Source organism: Hymenobacter cellulosilyticus (assembly GCF_022919215.1).
Lineage (GTDB): Bacteria > Bacteroidota > Bacteroidia > Cytophagales > Hymenobacteraceae > Hymenobacter > Hymenobacter cellulosilyticus.
In genome coordinates this window covers 2,600,734-2,617,530 of the sequence record NZ_CP095046.1, presented here as the reverse complement: position 1 = coordinate 2,617,530, position 16,797 = coordinate 2,600,734, and the positions used below count along the sequence as shown (strand labels likewise).

Genomic DNA, 16,797 nt, shown 5'->3' with positions numbered 1-16,797 from the left:
GTTGTAGGCCAAGCAACCATCGTTCAACAGCTCGCGAAGGGCAAATTCGCCTTACTTTTAACGGTACTTTCGCATCTGCTATGAAACACGGATTTTTCCTTTTTTCCGCTCTTTCGCTGCTGGTCGGCTGCAACAACTCCCCGGAAAAGCGCGCTGAATCGGCTGTATCCGAATACGTAAGCAACCGCATGGGCGACCCGGCCAGCTACCGGGCCGGCAAATTCGACACCAAGCCCTATACCCGCCAGGATTCCGTAGCGTATCTGACCAGCCTGGCTCAGCTTAACGCCGACAGCGCTGCCCAGCCGGCCGCCCCTCCCAAAGTAGCCAACGGCGCGGCTCAGATTGGCACCTTCGTGCGCCACGACTACCGGGAGCAAACCAAAGGCGGGGACGTAAGCCGCGACAGTGGCGAATTCGTGGTGTACCCCAGCGGCGACGTGGTACAGCTGATTCCAAGCCACCGGCTCAAGCGACGCTAGGCAATGCCTGTGCTCGGTTAGTCTGCCCGCTGGCGAAATAACAGCAGCGCGTAGCCTACAACTACAGCCGCCGCAAACCAGCCCAAGCTGGTCCACTCGGCTACGCTCACACCGGGTTGAATCAGGAGTGTACCATCGGGCTGCTCACTAATGCCGTGCAGAACCCGGACCGGGGCTGCGTAGGGAACCCAGTCGATGTACTCCCAGCGCAGCAGCGTGAGAGCCGCCACCAGGCCCCCGATTCCCAGGGCCAGCGGTACGGCAAAGCTCCGCCACCACAAAGCCGCCACGTACTGAATACCGAGCACGCCCAGCGTTGCCACAAACGTGTGAGCCAGCAGCAGCAACACGCCAGTTAGGGGTGCGGCGTGTTGCTGAAACAACAGCTCGGGCCGCACCGAGCCCAGCAGCTTACCCGAAGCCAGCAGCAGCACCACGTATACCACCTGGGCCAGCAGGTTCAGTTGCAGCAGCACCAGCAGCTTGCTGCCCAGCACCGCGCCCCGGCCCACCGGCAGTGCATATAGGTGCTTCCAGGCCGTGGCTTTGTTTTCGATGGCCACCAGCAGGCTGGTCAGCAAAATCAGAAACAGCGGCAGCAGCAGCACCGAGGCCGACTGCCAACTCATGTACACGTAGTGCGCCCACGGATTCTGGCCGGGCCGCAGCAGCTTGTCGCCCTTGAAGTAGAAAATCAGAAAGTTGAGCACTACGGGCAGGGCGCCCCCGCCCAGCGCAACCGCCGGGAACTGGAGCGGCAAAACCTGCTCACCGAGCTGGCCTTGCTCAAGGCCCAGGTCAACCCGCACTTTCTGTTCAATACGCTCAACAACATCTATTCCCTAACCAAGCAGCAGTCGGCCCGGGCCCCCGAAGCGGTGCTGCGGCTTTCCGAAATCATGCGCTACATGCTCTACGAGTCGAACGTGGAGCAGGTGCTGCTCCACAAGGAGCTGGCCAATATCCGCAGCTTTCTGGACCTGCAGCGTCTGCGCCTGCCCGGTGAAGCGGCCACGGCGGTTGCCTTTCAGGAGTCCGGAATTCCGGCTGATTCTTCCTACCCCATTGCGCCCATGCTGTTGCTGCCCCTGGTCGAAAACGCCTTTAAGCACGGGGATTTATCGGTGCGGCCCCAGGCCGTGCGTTTGGCCGTTGCGCTGAGTGAAGCCGGGGAACTGCGCTTTGCGGTGCACAACTTCGTAGATGCCCTGGCCCAGCAACTGGAAGGCCAGCCCGGCGGCCTGGGCTTGGCTAACTTGCGCCGCCGCCTCAATCTGCTCTATCCCAACCGTCATACCCTAACCGTCGACCGCCAGCCGCAGGAGCACACGGTGGTGCTGACCCTGGCCCCGCCCTCCCCGATGCCCCGCTAACATGGAATCAGAAGCCTCGCGCAAAATCAACTGCGTCATCATCGACGACGAGCCCCTGGCCCTGGACGTGCTGGCCGACTACTGCGCCCAGGTGCCCTTTCTGCACGTGTGCGGCCAGTTTCACGACGCCCTGGCGGCCCTGGCCTACCTGCAGGATCATGCCGTAGACCTGGTATTCCTCGATATTCACATGCCCCGCCTCACGGGTTTGCAACTAGCCCAACTGCTGCCCGCCGGCGGCCCGCGCATCGTGCTGACCACGGCCTACGACGCCTACGCCGTGCGCAGCTACGAGCTCAGCGTGACAGACTATCTGCTCAAGCCCATTGCCTTCGAGCGGTTTTTGCAGGCCGTCAACAAGGTGCGCCAGTCATTTCTGCCCCTGCCTGCCCCACTGCCGGAAGCCCCGTCGGCTCCCGAAGCCATGTACGTGAAGCACGAAAACCGGCTGCAGCGCGTGGCTTTCGACGACATCCTCTACATAGAGGGCAGGAAGGAATACCTGCTTATTTATACTAATCAGGGCAAAATCCTCACGCTCCAGTCGTTTCGCCGGGTAGAGGAAGTATTGCCCGCCGAACAGTTTGCCCGCATTCACAAGTCTTTTCTGGTGGCCCTCAACCGGATTGAGCACGTGGAGCGGGGTAAAGTGCAGGTGGACGGCCGGCTGCTGCCCATCGGCGACACCTACCGCGACTCTTTCGTCGCCCTGATCCGGACCCACAACCAGCTCTAGAGGCGCCGGAGTGCGCACCGCCACGCACGAATTTTGGATAATAGCAGGTCCGGTGCTGCCGGTTATTGGTACCTTTGTCGGCTAGCCCCGCGTCGGGTGCGCCCCGGAGCCCGTTGCGGGCCAAACGGGCGGCACTTCCCGGCCCATGGCTCCCGACCCTTGGGGTGGAGCTGCGGCCAGGGGCACCTTGTCTTCTGCTTTTTCTTACCCCGTTTTTCTGCTGATGCGCTACGTTCTTGTCAACAAACCCTTCGAAGTTCTCACCCAATTCACTGATGAGAACGGCCGCGCCACGCTCAAAGATTTCGTGCCCGTTCCCGGTGTGTATCCCGTCGGCCGCCTCGACTACGACAGCGAGGGCCTGGTGCTGCTCACCGACGATAAAGGCCTGCAGCACCGCCTCTCCGAGCCCCGTTACAAGGTGCCGAAAACCTACCTGGCCCAGGTAGAAGGCGTTCCGACCGAGGAAGCCCTGGCCCAGTTGCGCCGCGGCGTCGATATTAAAACCAGCTATACTGCCCCAGCCGAAGCCGAGCTGCTGCCCGCACCGCCCGCCGATTTGTGGGAGCGTAGTAAGCCCATCCGTTTCCGGGCTGCCATTCCTACTTCCTGGCTGAAAATCACGATTTCGCAGGGCATGAACCGGCAGGTGCGCAAGATGACGGCCGCCGTGGGCTTCCCTACCCTGCGCCTGGTCCGTACCCAGATTGCCCATTTGCCCGTGGATGGCCTCAAGCCCGGCCAGTGGCGCGAGCTGACCGAAGCCGAAGCAGCCAAGCTGCGCTCGGCCTACTCGGCCACCAAAATGCCCGGTGAGCGAACCACAGCACCCAAGTCGGCCGCTGGCGCCGCCAAAGCCGAGCCTACGGATAAGCCGGCTGCTTCCTCCCGGAAACCGGCTGCCGGGGGCGCAGGCTCCCGCCCGGCCGGGGCCGGCAAACCAGGCCGCTTCAGCTCCGCCGACAAGCCCAAGGGTAAGTCGGGCTTCAAGCCTACTGGAGGCGGAGGCGGCCGAAAGCCCGGTACCGGTGGGGGCCGCAGCAGCGGCCGCTAAAGCCTGTCCAGCCTCTTTCGCATTTGTTTTTAGGCCTGGGGTACGGTTGTGCTCCAGTAAGTGGCAACGCGTGTCTATATCCAGCTAAATAACCCCTATCTTATTGCCCGGTTTTCATCGTCTCACTGTTTTTATATGAATTTAACCAGTACCCGCTTGGTCTGTGGCTTGCTGCTGACTACTACTTTTTTACCCAGTTGCGCTACGATCATAAGCACGCCCTCCCAAACGGTGCGGGTGGTGGGCCAGCCAGCCGGCAGTACCATTTACGTAAATAATAAGGAGGTAAAAGCCAAGCCAATGGCCGGCCGCTCGGACGCGATGCGCATTCGCCTGCGCCGCAACAAAAGCGCGGAAATTACGGTGAAGCACGAAGGCTACAAGGAGTACACCGAAGTACTGACGCCCGACAAAACCAACGCCCTTATCTGGCTCAACTACCTGCCCCTGCCGCTGGTATTCACCGGTATCAACTCAGAAGACGCCTCCACTGGCATTACGTCCTTGGTGGCCGGACTCACGCTGCCGCTGCTCGGCTACGGGGTTGATGCTCTGAGCGGAGCCAACCGCCGCTTTAGTAAAAAGGAAATCAAGCCCCTCATGCCGCGGCAGCCCAAGGCCGTAGCGGGCAGCCAGACCGTGCAGGCCGGCCCCATCAACGTGCGCATCAAGGGCGGCGACAAAATGGGCAGCACCTACATCGTCAACCAGCCCAAGGACATCCTCTACTTCGGCAAGTCGCTGGACGTAGATTCTGACAACCTGCGCAACAGCATCAATGGCAGCCTGAAAGACCTGGGTTACAGCGTACCGGAAACGGAAAGCAAAAGCGTGTTTGGTGGCGGCCCCATGGCGCGCTACAGCCTGCAGGGCGAAATGCGCAACGTTAAGTACGACGTATACGCCTCCCACTATTACGCCGCCATGGCTCATTACGAGACCAAATGCACGGTGGAAGTAACCTGGAAACTGGTCAACCAGAACCGGCAGACCGTTGTCGAGCAAAAAACCAGCGGCTCCAGCATCAAGTTTGAGGAAGGCGGCAACGCCGTGTTTGAGGACGCCTTCGAAAACGCCCTCTACGGCTTTTTGGAGCAGAAAGAAGTAGTTGTGGCCCTGGCCAAGCCCGCCGGCAACAGTGCGGCCACGGCCGCTACCGATGAGAAGCTGCCCGCCATTGCCATTCACCGTGCGGCTGCCCTCAAGGTTACGGGTGACAACGGCGTGGGTGCTGCGGCCAAGTGCGTGGTAACCCTCGAAACCACGGACGGACACGGCAGCGGCTGCATCATTTCCGCCGACGGCTACCTGGTGACCAATGCTCACGTGGTAGGAGAAGACGAAACGGTTAAGGTGCGTATGGCCGACGGCATCGAAGCCAAAGGCAAAGTAGTGCGCGTGAATACGGCCATGGACCTGGCCCTGGTGAAGCTGGACGTGGATGGCCTCAGCGCCTTCCAGCTCCCGCTGCAAGCCACCGGCGACCTGGGTTCCGACGTGTTTGCTATTGGCACCCCGGCTGACAAGGAGCTGGGCCAGAGCATCACCAAGGGCATTATCAGCGGCCGGCGCAAGATTGAGGGCCACTCGTTCCTGCAAACCGACGTGAGCATCAATGGCGGCAACAGCGGCGGTGCTCTGGTGGGCCGCAGCGGCCAGCTCGTGGGCATTGTCAATGCCAAGCTCGTGGGCCGCGGCATCGAGGGCATCGGCTTCGCCATTCCCGCCGAGCAGGTTTCCGACGCTCTGCAGCTCAAGTTTGTCGACTAGCCATATGGCCTGGTTTCGTTTCCACCGTACTTCTACCGTAGCGCGTCCCTCCCGGACGCGCTACGTGCTTTGGGCCCTGCTGCTGGGCTTTCTGGCTTTGAACGCCGTAGCCTTTCTGCACGCCTGGCGCTTCACCCACTTCACCGACGAGCCCGGCACCCATACCGACAACCCCGAGCAGCTTTCCCCCCTGGATAAGACCTGGGTGCTGCTCACCGGCATCAAAAACCCCAAGCCTCGCAACCTCGTCGTCCCGGCTTTTGCCTTTCGCACGGTTACTATCCCCAGTCCGAACGGTAAGTTAGAGGGCTGGTATAGTCCGGTAGACAATGCCCGGGGCACCGTGGCCCTGTTTCACGGCTACACCAGCAACAAGTCCAAGCTGCTGACCGAGGCCGGCACGTTTCGCCAGCTGGGCTACTCCGTGCTGCTGGTTGATTTCGCCGGCAACGGTGGCTCCGAAGGCTTCCAAACCACGGTCGGCTTCCGCGAATCGGCGGATGTAAAAGCGGTATTCACGTTTCTGCAGGAGCAGGGTTCTACCACGCCTATTGTTCTTTACGGGGCTTCCATGGGCGCCGTGGCCATTCTGCGGGCCGAAAGTGAGTTGGGCGTCCGGCCCGCAGCCAATATTGTGGAGTGTCCTTACGGCAGCATGCTCCAAACGGCCCAGAACCGCTTCGGCTCCATGCACGTGCCGGCTTTCCCCATGGCCAACCTGCTCGTGTTCTGGGGCGGGGTGCAAAACGGCTTCTGGGCCTTCGACCTCGACGCCACCCAATTTGCCAAGAAGGTAACCGTTCCTACCCTGCTCATGTGGGGCGAAGCCGACCCACGCGTAACCCGGACCGAAACCGACGCTATTTTCGCGGCCCTGCAAGGCCCCAAGCAGCGCCACATCTTTCCCGGCGCCGGCCACGAGCCGTACTGGCGTAGGTACCCGCAGGAGTGGCAACTGACAATCAGCGGGTTTCTGCAGCAGTTATAAGGTTGCGGCTGCAACCATGGCCTGTTTTCCTGCCCCGCTGGCAGAAAATCCGGCGGCGACTTTCTTCGTAAAAGTCAGTCCGTCGGGAAACCTGCCTTGGGGGCCGGTTAAAATGACAATGTGTCACAGGAAAACCCCGTTTTCAGGGCTGGTACGCTGCTTGTCAGTAGTCCGGCGCGAGTGATTCGCAACCTGAAGCAGACACATCCAACACATAAAATACAACCAATAAAATGGGAAAAATAATCGGTATTGACCTCGGCACCACCAACTCGTGCGTGTCCGTTATGGAAGGCAACGAGCCGGTGGTGATTCCAAATAGCGAAGGCCGCCGCACGACTCCGTCGATTGTGGCGTTCCTCGACAACGGTAAGGGCGAGCGGAAAGTCGGTGATCCGGCCAAGCGTCAAGCCATTACCAATCCCCAGAACACGATTCAGTCGATTAAGCGCTTTATGGGCCGCGGCTTCTCGGAAGTAACCGAAGAGTCGAAGCACGTGTCGTATCAGCTGGAGAAGGGCTCTAACAACACGGTAGCCGTCAAAATCGGTGACCGGCAGTACACGCCCCAGGAAATTTCGGCCATGGTGCTTCAGAAAATGAAGCAAACGGCTGAAGAGTATCTGGGCACCACCGTAACCGAGGCCGTTATTACGGTTCCGGCTTACTTCAACGATGCCCAGCGCCAGGCTACTAAAGAAGCCGGTGCCATTGCCGGCCTCGACGTGAAGCGCATCATCAACGAGCCCACGGCCGCTGCCCTGGCCTACGGCCTCGACAAAAAGCATACTGACCAGAAGATTGCCGTCTACGACCTCGGTGGTGGTACCTTCGACATCTCGATTCTGGAACTCGGCGACGGCGTATTCGAAGTTCTGAGCACCAACGGTGACACCCACCTCGGCGGCGACGACTTCGACCAGGTTATCATCAACTTCCTGGCGGAAACCTTCGCCAGCGAAAATGAAGGCCTCGACCTGCGCAAAGACCCCATGGCTCTGCAGCGCCTGAAAGAAGCTGCTGAGAAAGCCAAGGTGGAGCTGTCGAGCTCTTCGGAGACCGAAATCAACCTGCCCTACGTAACGGCTACCGCTTCGGGCCCCAAGCACTTGGTGGTAAAGCTGAGCCGCGCCAAGTTTGAGCAGCTCGCCGATTCGCTGGTGCGCCGCTCGATGGAGCCCGTGAAAAAGGCCCTGCAAGATGCTGGCCTGAGCACGTCGGACATCAACGAGGTAATCCTGGTAGGTGGTTCGACCCGTATTCCCCGCATCCAGGAGGAAGTAGAGAAGTTCTTCGGCAAGAAGCCTTCGAAAGGGGTTAACCCCGACGAAGTAGTAGCCATCGGCGCTGCTATCCAGGGTGGTGTACTGACCGGCGAAGTAAAAGACGTACTGCTGCTAGACGTAACCCCGCTGAGCCTGGGCATCGAGACCATGGGCGGCGTAATGACCAAGCTGATCGAAAGCAACACGACGATTCCGACCAAGAAATCGGAAACTTTCTCGACAGCTTCCGACAACCAGCCTTCGGTAGAAATTCACGTGCTGCAGGGCGAGCGTCCGCTGGCTTCGCAGAACCGTACCATCGGCCGCTTCCACCTCTCCGACATTCCGCCAGCACCCCGCGGCGTTCCCCAGATCGAGGTAACCTTCGACATCGACGCCAATGGTATCCTGCACGTATCGGCTAAAGACAAAGGCACCGGTAAAGAGCAGAAAATCCGCATTGAGGCTTCCTCCGGCTTGTCGGATGCGGACATCGAGCGGATGCGCAACGAGGCCAAAGCCAACGAAGAAGCCGACAAGCAGGAAAAGGAGCGCATTGAGAAAGTCAACCAGGCTGACTCGATGATCTTCCAGACCGAGAAGCAGCTGAAAGAGTACGGCGACAAGCTGAGCGCCGGCAACAAGACGGCCGTTGAAAATGCTCTGGCGGACCTCAAAAAGGCCCACGAGAGCAAAGACCTCGGCCAGATTGATACCGCTATGGAGGCTATCAACGCCGCCTGGCAGGCCGCTTCGCAGGAAATGTACGCTCAGGGTGGCGAAGGCCAGCCCCAGGGCTACCCTGGCGGCGACGGCGCGGCCCAGGGCGGTAACGGCCAGCAAGGCCAGCCCCACGACAACGTAACCGACGTGGACTACGAAGAAGTAGAAGGCAACAAGTAATTGTTGACCTGAGTGCATAAAAAAGGCCGGAAGCATCTGCTTCCGGCCTTTTTGTTTTGCGTTAGGGTCTTGTCATATTTTAAGCTGGGTCAGCCACACTTTCGCCTCTATCTCGTTGTCGAACAGCCGGTACGTGAGAGCCGACTCCTGGGCCTCACCCATAACCAGGTTGACGGACAAGCGGGCAAAGACGTCGCGGGGCAGTATTACTGCTCCGTAAATTGAATGGCCTTGGGCCGTACTATTGACCCAAAAATTCTGAATCCAGGCCCGCTCTTCCTCCGTGAAAGGCGACATTTGATGCTGGTCGCCGAGCATCTTGCGCCAGCCCCGCACCCGCAGTAGTTGGCTAGCGTGGGTTAGAAAGGCCTGCATGTCACTTAGCTTGCGCTTACCAGAGTTATAGGCAACAATAGCATAGCCGTCGGGGTGTTCGAGGAGGCGGCCAACCGGGTTTTCAAAGTAGAGCCTAGGGCTCGTCTGTTCTGACATAATGCAACTACGTGTAAGCGGGCAGCAGAAAGGCAACCAATCTGCACTTAACTAATACGCGAAGCTGGTTAAAATTGATACATATAAAAAACAAACCCCACTTTTGTCCGGGTAAACAAATACCCTTAGCCGGTGAACCAGCCTTATTGCTGTTTTTTCGAAATACTATATTGATTTCAACCAATATAATTTTCCAGGACCACATCACCTGACTTATGGAGTCGTTTCTCATCATCGGTGCGGGCATAGGCGGTTTGGCTACCGCCCATGCCCTTCTCCAACAGGGCCATACCGTGCAGGTCCACGAAGCGGCTGCTGAGCTGCGGGAAGTAGGTGCAGGCGTGGTATTGGGGGCCAATGCCATGCGGGCCTTGGCCGGGCTGGGCCTGCACGAAGCCGTTCTGGCCCAGGGTACAGCCATTACCCGCCTCTCCGTCTGCGCCCAGAATGGCAGCGTACTGCAAGCCGTTGACCCGGAGTATTTCAGCCGTAAAGTCGGATTTGCCAACGTTGGGATTCACCGGGCAGTGCTGCAACAGGTATTACTAGCCAGTCTGCCGACCGGAGTCTTGCGGCTTAATTCGCGGCTGGCCAGCTTTCAGGAAACGCCGACGGGCATCACGGCGCAGTTTGCCGATGGCACCACGGCTACGGCCACCGCCCTGATTGGCGCCGACGGCCTCCGCTCCCGCGTCCGGCAGCAGCTCCTGCCCCAAAGCCAGCCGCGGTATGCGGGCTATACCTGCTGGCGGGCCGTGGTGGAAGCCGCTGCGCTGAAATTGCCCGAAGGCCAGACCGTTGAAATCTGGGGTAGCAAAGGGCGGCGCTTTGGCTACGTTCCCGTAAGCCAGGGCCGGGCGTACTGGTTTGCTTGTCTCAATAGCGCCCAGCCCCAGAACCCGCGCTTCCAGGCGTATGAAGTGCCGGATTTGCAGCAGACTTTCCAGAACTTCCCGGCCCCTGTTCCGGCCTTGCTGCAGCTCACCCGGCCCGAACAGCTGCTCTGGAATGACATTCTGGACTTAAAGCCCCTGAAGCGGCTGGCTTACGGGCGGGTCCTGCTGCTCGGCGACGCGGGCCACGCGACTACGCCCAACCTGGGCCAGGGAGCGGGGCAGGCCGTGGAAGATGCAGCCGTGCTGGCCGAATGCGTAGCGGCCGATGCTAGCCTGGAAACAGCATTCCAAGCCTTTGAGCGGCGGCGTCTGCCCCGCGTCACCCGCATCGTAACTACCTCGTGGCAATTGGGACAGGTGGCGCAGCTAGAGAATCCGGGGCTGATTGGGCTGCGCAACTTAGCCATGCGTAGCCTACCCCAGGCCGTGGGCCGGCGGCAAATGGCGTGGCTCTACGAGAGTTAATCAGGTAGTCAGTTCCTTACGCGGAGCCGGGGAAGTTTTTTCTTCGTCTTCCTCCTCGTCTTCTTCCTCAAAACCCTCCTGGATTTTCTGCTCGGCTTCCTGGAAATCTTCTATGTCGGCCTGCTCACAGTTTTCTTCCTGCAGAGCCTTATCCTGGGGCTCGTAGCTGAGTTTGAGGTAGATGGGAAAATGGTCGGAGCCCACGTACGGCAGGCGCTGAATATCATCTACCTTAAAGTCGGGCGACACGAATACATGGTCCAGCGGCCAGCGCAGCAAAGAGTACTCGGCGTGAAAAGTAGGCAGCAGGCCGCGGCCCACGCGTGGGTCGAGCAGGCCGCTGATGCGCCGGAACAGCTCAGAGGTGTGGGACCAGGCCACGTCGTTCATGTCGCCGAACACGATGGTGGGCTCATCCTTACGGTCAATTTCCTTGCCTACCAGTAGCAGCTCAGCGTCGCGCTTGGTGCTGGTCTTTGATTCGGCCGGCGCCGGGGGCTTGGGGTGCAGGCCATAAATCCGGACCCAGGTTTTGCCGTCGGGCAGCTGCACCCGGCCGTGCAGGGAGGGTACGTCATCGTCGAGCAGGTATTTCACCTCGCAGCCATCCAGGGGTAGGCGCGAGAAAAACAGCAGGCCGTAGGTGTTGTCCAGGGGCTCGTGGCAGGTGTAGGGGTGGGTGGCTTCCAGCGGCTTAAGCTGCTCGTACCACCACTGGTCGGTTTCGACGGCCATAATCAGGTCGGGGTCGATTTCCTGCAGTACGGCCAGGGCGCGGGCGCCTTGCTTGTTGTATTGCAGCACATTCATCACCGCTAGGCTCAAATGACGGGAGCCATCGGGCCGGGTGCTGTCGGCAATCTGCTTGCTGGCCACCGGCGTGTAGGGCACAATACGGATGGACTGATATACCACCGCCGTACCCAGACCGGCCAGCAGGCCCAGGCCCCAGTAGCCATCCAGTTGGTGCCAGCCCAGCAGCAGGGCGCCCACAATGGTGAGGAGGGTAACGGCCACAATCTGGAGGCGGGGAAAGTCGAAGATGCGGATCCACCAGGCAGTTTCGCGCAGCAGTGGCAAGAACGTGGCCACCAGCGCCGCTACTGCCAGTAGCAGCGTCAGCCCGTGGGCCAGCAAAATCCAGAGGGGAGCGTCGAGGTCAGGCACTTACGTGTGGGGTTGGGTGGGAAGGAAGGCAGAAGCAACAGTAGTGCCTATTCGTCGTTGAAGCCACCTTTGCGCAGCTCCTCAATCGTGCGCATCACTTTGTCTTTGAGCGCAGTACGGTACTTTTCCAATACATCGGCCAGCCGCGCGTTGCTCAGGGCCAGCATCTGCGTGGCCAATACGGCGGCGTTAGCCGCGCCATCAATGGCAACCGTAGCCACGGGCACCCCGGCCGGCATCTGCAGCATAGAAAGCACCGAATCGATGCCGTGCAGGGAAGTGACAGAGTTGATGGGCACCCCGATTACAGGCAGTGTAGTAAAGGAGGCTAGCATACCGGGCAAGTGGGCGGCCCCGCCTCCACCGGCAATAATGACCCGCATACCGCGCTTACGGGCCGTTTCACCGTATTCAATGAGACGGTAGGGCGTGCGGTGGGGTGATACCAGGGTCATTTCGTGGGGCACCCCGAACTGCCGCAGCACTTCGGCCGCCGCGGACATGATTTTCAGGTCGGACTGGCTGCCCATAACGATACCCACCAGCGGAGTATCACGGTAGTCTTCGGCGGGAGTGGCTGCGGGAGATGCAGTTGTCATGTAAATAGGAAGAAAAAAAGGCGGGCCACTGGCCGTATAAGCGCTTGTACGCGACAGTAACGCCATGGTTGACTTTCCAAACATACCACTTTAAGCTCTTTGCTGATATTCAATCCCTCGTACCTTTACCCGCCTTCCAACTCCCCGCTCCGGTACATGGAAATCCTACTTGCCACCTTCACCACGCTGTTTTCGGTTGTAAACCCCTTCGGGGCGATGCCCGTCTTCCTGACCCTGACCGAGGAAGACACGCCCAGCCACCGCGCCCAGATCGGGCTGCGGGCCTGTATGTATATGGTGGGCGTGCTGTCGGTGTCGTTTTTTGCGGGGCAATACGTGCTTAACTTCTTTGGCATCAACATTCACCACCTGCGCATTGCCGGCGGCATTCTGCTGATGCGCTCGGCCTTCGATTTGCTCACGCCGGGTGGCAACCGGGCTAAGGTTTCGGAGGCCACACTGGAAGAGAGTATGCACAAGGAGGATATTTCCTTTACTCCGCTGGCCATGCCCATGCTGTCGGGCCCCGGCTCTATGGCCGTGTGCATTGGCTTGTTTACCGAAAAGCTGACCTACCTCGACATGGGCCTGATCTTCTTCGGCTTCGTGCTGGTGGCCCTGGCGGCGTATGTCATCCTGATGTCGTCCTTGCGCCTGACGCGGTTTCTGGGCCGGCCCGGCATGGCGGCCCTGGCCCGCATCATGGGCTTTCTGACCCTGGCCATCGGCGTCAACTTCCTGGCCACCGCCATCAAGGCCTTGTTTCAGGAGTAGCCAACCACGCTGGCCAAGAACAGCTTTCGGCTGCACGGCCGCCTGGCAATGGCCAAAACCCGAACTCTGCCCGTAGTACCGCTACGCTATTTTCTGCGTAAGCCGACTTTCCACCTTCCCTCCCGCTATGGCTGCTTTTGATACGACCGAACACTCGCACCGCCGCTTCAACCCGCTGACCGGCGAATGGATCCTGGTGTCGCCCCACCGCTCCAAACGGCCCTGGCAGGGCCAGCAGGAAGAGCCCGAAGCCGAAACCCGCCCCGCTTACGACCCGACCTGCTACCTCTGCCCCGGCAATACCCGGGCGGGCGGCATCGTGAACCCTAGTTACGACAGCACCTTCGTATTCGACAACGACTTTGCCGCCCTGCAAGCTGATGTGCCCCAGGGCAACCTGAATGTGGGCGGCCTGCTGCGGGCCGAAGCCGAATCGGGCGTGGCCCGGGTTATCTGCTTTTCGCCCCGCCACGATTTGACCTTGCCCGAAATGGAGCCGGCCGCTATTCGCCGGGTGGTGGACGTGTGGGTGGAGCAGTACCAGGAACTGGGCGCCCGGCCGGACATCAACTACGTGCAGATTTTCGAGAACAAGGGCTTTATGATGGGCTGCTCGAATCCCCACCCGCACGGGCAGATCTGGGCCCAGCGTACCGTGCCCGCCGACCCGGCCAAGGAAACCGTACAGCAGGCCGCCTATTTTCAGGAGCACAGCCGCAGCCTGCTGCTCGACTACGTAGAGCTGGAGCTCAAAGAGCAAACCCGGGTAGTATACCAGAATGAGCATTTCGTGACCCTGGTGCCGTTCTGGGCGGTGTGGCCCTTCGAAACCATGCTCCTGCCCCGCCGCCACGTCACGTCCATTGAGCAGTTGACCGATGCCGAAAAGGACAGCTTTGCCGAAGCCCTGCGCGACCTGACCATCCGCTACGACAACCTGTTCCAGATTTCCTTCCCCTATTCGGCCGGCCTGCACCAGCGCCCCACCGATGGGCAGCAGCACGAAAGCTGGCACCTGCACATGCACTTCTACCCGCCCCTGCTGCGCTCGGCCACGGTGCGCAAGTTTATGGTGGGCTACGAAATGCTGGCCAATCCTCAGCGCGACATCACCCCCGAGTGGGCCGCTGAGCGCCTGCGCAGCCTGCCCACGGTGCATTATAAGCAGGCCGCGCAGTAGAGGCGGCACGTTTCGTCATTGCGAGCAGCGCGAAGCAATCCGTCCTCTGCTGGTGATAAACTTCCTTTTACCAGAAAGCCCTGACGTTAGCGCAACGTCAGGGCTTTTCAATTTAGAACACTTGGCACATTTCAGAGGACGGATGGCTTCGGCTAGCGCCTCGCAATAACAGCCGAAATAAATCCTCCGCGCAAGCATTGCTGAGCGGCAGGCCGTAACTTGCGGCCGATTTCCGGCATCCCTGCCTTTTTCTATGCTCAAGAACGACCTCCTGCTCCGCGCCGCCCGTGGCGAAGAAACCGAACGTACTCCCGTGTGGCTCATGCGCCAGGCGGGCCGAATTCTGCCCGAATACCGTGCCCTGCGCGGCCGCCTGAGCGGCTTTAAGGAGCTGGTCGAGACGCCGGAGCTGGCGGCGGAAGTAACCATTCAGCCCGTCGACGCCCTCGACGTGGACGCGGCCATCATCTTCTCCGACATTCTGGTGGTGCCCGAGGCCATGGGCCTGACCTACGAAATGGTGGAAGCCCGCGGCCCGCTGTTTCCCGAAACCATCAAAACGGCCCAGGACGTGGCCCGCATGCGCGTGGCCGACCCCGAGGAGCACCTGGGCTACGTGCTCGAAGCCATTCGCGTGACCAAGCGCGCCCTGGGCGGCCGGGTACCCCTCATCGGCTTTGCCGGCGCGCCCTGGACGATTCTGGCCTACATGGTGGAAGGTCACGGCTCCAAGACCTTCTCCAAGGCCCGGCGCATGCTCTACACCAACCCGGAGCTGGCCCACGAGCTGCTGGATAAAATCACGCGCACGACCATTACCTACCTGCAGGCCCAGATTGAAGCCGGCGCCAACATCGTGCAGGTGTTCGACTCCTGGGCCGGCATCCTGCCCCCCGACCATTACCAGCAGTTCTCGGCCCGCTACATTGCCGCCATCTGCGACGCCATGCCCGCCGGTGTGCCCGTCACGGTGTTTGCCAAAGGCGCTTGGTTTGCCGTGCAGGACTTTGCCCACTTCAACTGCCGCACCATCGGCCTTGATTGGAACGAGGACCCGCGCCTGGTGCGCGCCGCCATCGGCCACGAGAAAACCCTGCAGGGCAACCTCGACCCCTGCGCCCTTTACGGCAGCCGGGAGCAGGTTCAAACGGCTACCATCGAGATGCTGCGCCGCTTCGGTCCACAGCGTCACATTGCCAACCTGGGCCACGGCGTCTACCCCGACACCGACCCCGACAACGTGCGCGTGTTCATCAACACCGTCAAGGAGTTCAGCACCTTGGCCCGCGAAGGCGCTATTTAGCACCGTCTATTACAAGGAGGCCGGTTTTGTCATTGCGAGGAACGAAGCAATCCGTCCTCTGCTGGTGATAAACTTCCTTTTACCAGAAAGCCCTGACGTTAGCGCAACGTCAGGGCTTTTCACTTTAGAACACTCCGCACATTTCAGAGGACGGATTGCTTCGGCTAGCGCCTCGCAATGACACGGGAAACATTAGCCCATCAGAACATTAGCCGCCAAGGCTTCTTCCAATAGCCGCTGCTTTTCAATCGGTACCACGCCAACCTGCTCGCAGACCAGGCCACCACCGAGGTTGGCCAGGGCGGCCGTCACAGGCGGCTCCAGCCCCAGGGCCACGCAGAGGGCGGCAATGCTGATAACCGTGTCGCCGGCGCCGGATACGTCGGAAATCATGCGCAGGTGGGCCGGTATGTAGCTGCGGCCACTGGCCTCGGACTCGCTGAACACACCCCGCTCGGAGAGGGTGACCAGCACGATTTCGGGCTTGAGCAGTTCGCGCAGGCGCTCTACGGCGGCTTCAAACTGAGGCCGGTCGGCGTCGGTGTCGCCGAATTCGAGCTTCAGCCCTTCGCGCAGCTCTTTCAGATTGGGCTTGAACAGCGTGCAGTGCTGGTAGGCCAGAAAGTTCTTCTTCTTGGGGTCGACGACGGTGGGAATGCCTTTCTGCCGGGCCAACGCAATGTAGTGGGCAATGCTGCCACTGTTGAGCACGCCCTTGTCGTAGTCTTCGAAGATAACCACGTCGGCGCGGTCAATCAGGGCTTCGTAGCGGGCCTGCAGCTGCTGGGCTTCCGGCACGTTCAGGTCGGTTTCCACTTCCGAGTCGATGCGGAGCAGGTGCTGCCCGGCGGCCAGAATGCGCTGCTTCACGGTGGTAGGCCGAAACGAGCTGCGCACGATGCCCTCGGCCGAGAGGTCTTTGTCGCGCAGCAGGTCCAGCAGCTGGTCGCCGCCGGTGTCTTCACCGATGACGGCGCACAGCAGCGGGGTGGCGCCCAGGGCCTGCACATTCAGGGCTACGTTGGCGGCTCCGCCCAGGCGCTGCTCGGTCCGGCTCACGTTGACCACCGGCACCGGCGCCTCGGGCGATAGGCGGCTGGCCTTGCCCCAAACGTAGGCATCCATCATTACGTCGCCCACGATGAGCACGGTCAGGCGGTTGAAGGCATCAAATACGGCGGGCAAAGTAGCAAGCGAAGCGGCAGTCGACATCAGAGCAGTTCAAAGGGAAGCCGCAAAGGTAAACAGGCGCGGCGGATTGGGGTGCAGCAAGCGTAGAAGTAGCCTGGTCCTGTCATCCTGAACGCAGTGAAGGACCTTATCACAGTAGAACGACATTCGTAACAACGA

The 16,797-nt window shown here is 60.4% G+C and carries 16 protein-coding genes; 11 read left to right on the top strand and 5 right to left on the bottom strand.

What is annotated here, in order from left to right:
* Window positions 1–80: 80 nt before the first annotated feature.
* Window positions 81–482 carry a hypothetical protein gene (locus tag MUN79_RS12840; RefSeq protein WP_244678010.1) on the top strand — a complete coding sequence of 134 codons (402 nt, stop codon included), beginning with the start codon at window positions 81–83 and terminating at the stop codon, window positions 480–482.
* Window positions 483–499: 17 nt separating this feature from the next.
* Here MUN79_RS12840 and MUN79_RS12835 read toward each other — a convergent pair whose 3' ends face one another.
* Window positions 500–1,192 (bottom strand): ABC transporter permease, encoded by a 693-nt coding sequence (locus tag MUN79_RS12835; RefSeq protein WP_244678009.1) that lies wholly within the window; start codon window positions 1,190–1,192, stop codon window positions 500–502.
* Here MUN79_RS12835 and MUN79_RS12830 point away from each other — a divergent pair.
* The 6 genes from MUN79_RS12830 to dnaK all read left to right on the top strand — a co-directional run bounded on the left by MUN79_RS12830 (window position 1,121) and on the right by dnaK (window position 8,571).
* Window positions 1,121–1,855 (top strand): sensor histidine kinase, encoded by a 735-nt coding sequence (locus MUN79_RS12830; protein WP_244678008.1) that lies wholly within the window; start codon window positions 1,121–1,123, stop codon window positions 1,853–1,855. The genes MUN79_RS12835 and MUN79_RS12830 overlap by 72 nt on opposite strands.
* 1 nt (window position 1,856) lies before the next feature.
* Window positions 1,857–2,591, top strand: a complete 735-nt coding sequence (locus tag MUN79_RS12825; protein WP_244678007.1) for a LytR/AlgR family response regulator transcription factor — start codon at window positions 1,857–1,859, stop codon at window positions 2,589–2,591.
* Window positions 2,592–2,814: 223 nt separating this feature from the next.
* Window positions 2,815–3,645: a pseudouridine synthase gene (locus tag MUN79_RS12820; protein ID WP_244678006.1), complete on the top strand. Its 831-nt coding sequence runs from the start codon at window positions 2,815–2,817 to the stop codon at window positions 3,643–3,645.
* A gap of 135 nt (window positions 3,646–3,780) precedes the next feature.
* Window positions 3,781–5,415, top strand: a complete 1,635-nt coding sequence (locus MUN79_RS12815) for a S1C family serine protease (RefSeq protein WP_244678005.1) — start codon at window positions 3,781–3,783, stop codon at window positions 5,413–5,415.
* 4 nt (window positions 5,416–5,419) lie between these two features.
* Entirely contained in the window at window positions 5,420–6,403 is a 984-nt protein-coding gene (locus MUN79_RS12810) for an alpha/beta hydrolase (protein ID WP_244678004.1), read from the top strand.
* 233 nt (window positions 6,404–6,636) lie between these two features.
* Complete coding sequence (gene dnaK / locus MUN79_RS12805) at window positions 6,637–8,571, top strand: molecular chaperone DnaK (RefSeq protein ID WP_244678003.1); 1,935 nt, start codon at window positions 6,637–6,639, stop codon at window positions 8,569–8,571.
* A 72-nt stretch (window positions 8,572–8,643) separates the two neighbouring features.
* Here the strand turns inward: dnaK and MUN79_RS12800 are convergent, their stop codons facing one another.
* Window positions 8,644–8,946 (bottom strand): hypothetical protein, encoded by a 303-nt coding sequence (locus MUN79_RS12800; RefSeq protein ID WP_244678002.1) that lies wholly within the window; start codon window positions 8,944–8,946, stop codon window positions 8,644–8,646.
* Window positions 8,947–9,278: 332 nt separating this feature from the next.
* Here MUN79_RS12800 and MUN79_RS12795 point away from each other — a divergent pair, with 332 nt between their 5' ends.
* Window positions 9,279–10,424 carry an FAD-dependent monooxygenase gene (locus MUN79_RS12795; RefSeq protein WP_244678001.1) on the top strand — a complete coding sequence of 382 codons (1,146 nt, stop codon included), beginning with the start codon at window positions 9,279–9,281 and terminating at the stop codon, window positions 10,422–10,424.
* On the opposite strand, the gene MUN79_RS12790 is transcribed toward MUN79_RS12795, so the two are convergent.
* Window positions 10,425–11,591, bottom strand: coding sequence for an endonuclease/exonuclease/phosphatase family protein (locus tag MUN79_RS12790; RefSeq protein WP_244678000.1), 1,167 nt, complete (start codon window positions 11,589–11,591; stop codon window positions 10,425–10,427). It lies immediately after the preceding gene.
* A 47-nt stretch (window positions 11,592–11,638) separates the two neighbouring features.
* Window positions 11,639–12,190, bottom strand: a complete 552-nt coding sequence (purE, locus tag MUN79_RS12785; RefSeq protein WP_244677999.1) for a 5-(carboxyamino)imidazole ribonucleotide mutase — start codon at window positions 12,188–12,190, stop codon at window positions 11,639–11,641.
* 156 nt (window positions 12,191–12,346) lie between these two features.
* On the opposite strand from purE, the gene MUN79_RS12780 reads away from it, so the two are divergent.
* From MUN79_RS12780 to hemE, 3 genes are all read left to right on the top strand, one after another.
* On the top strand, window positions 12,347–12,964 hold the full coding sequence (locus MUN79_RS12780) for a MarC family protein (protein ID WP_244677998.1): 618 nt from the start codon (window positions 12,347–12,349) through the stop codon (window positions 12,962–12,964).
* Window positions 12,965–13,091: 127 nt separating this feature from the next.
* The gene (locus MUN79_RS12775) at window positions 13,092–14,144 is read left to right on the top strand and encodes a UDP-glucose--hexose-1-phosphate uridylyltransferase (RefSeq protein WP_244677997.1); all 1,053 of its coding nucleotides are present in this window, start codon (window positions 13,092–13,094) and stop codon (window positions 14,142–14,144) included.
* Between the two features lie 253 nt (window positions 14,145–14,397).
* Window positions 14,398–15,447, top strand: coding sequence for a uroporphyrinogen decarboxylase (hemE, locus tag MUN79_RS12770; protein WP_244677996.1), 1,050 nt, complete (start codon window positions 14,398–14,400; stop codon window positions 15,445–15,447).
* 192 nt (window positions 15,448–15,639) lie between these two features.
* Here hemE and MUN79_RS12765 read toward each other — a convergent pair whose 3' ends face one another.
* Window positions 15,640–16,659: a bifunctional heptose 7-phosphate kinase/heptose 1-phosphate adenyltransferase gene (locus tag MUN79_RS12765; protein WP_244677995.1), complete on the bottom strand. Its 1,020-nt coding sequence runs from the start codon at window positions 16,657–16,659 to the stop codon at window positions 15,640–15,642.
* Between the last annotated feature and the right edge of the window lie 138 nt (window positions 16,660–16,797).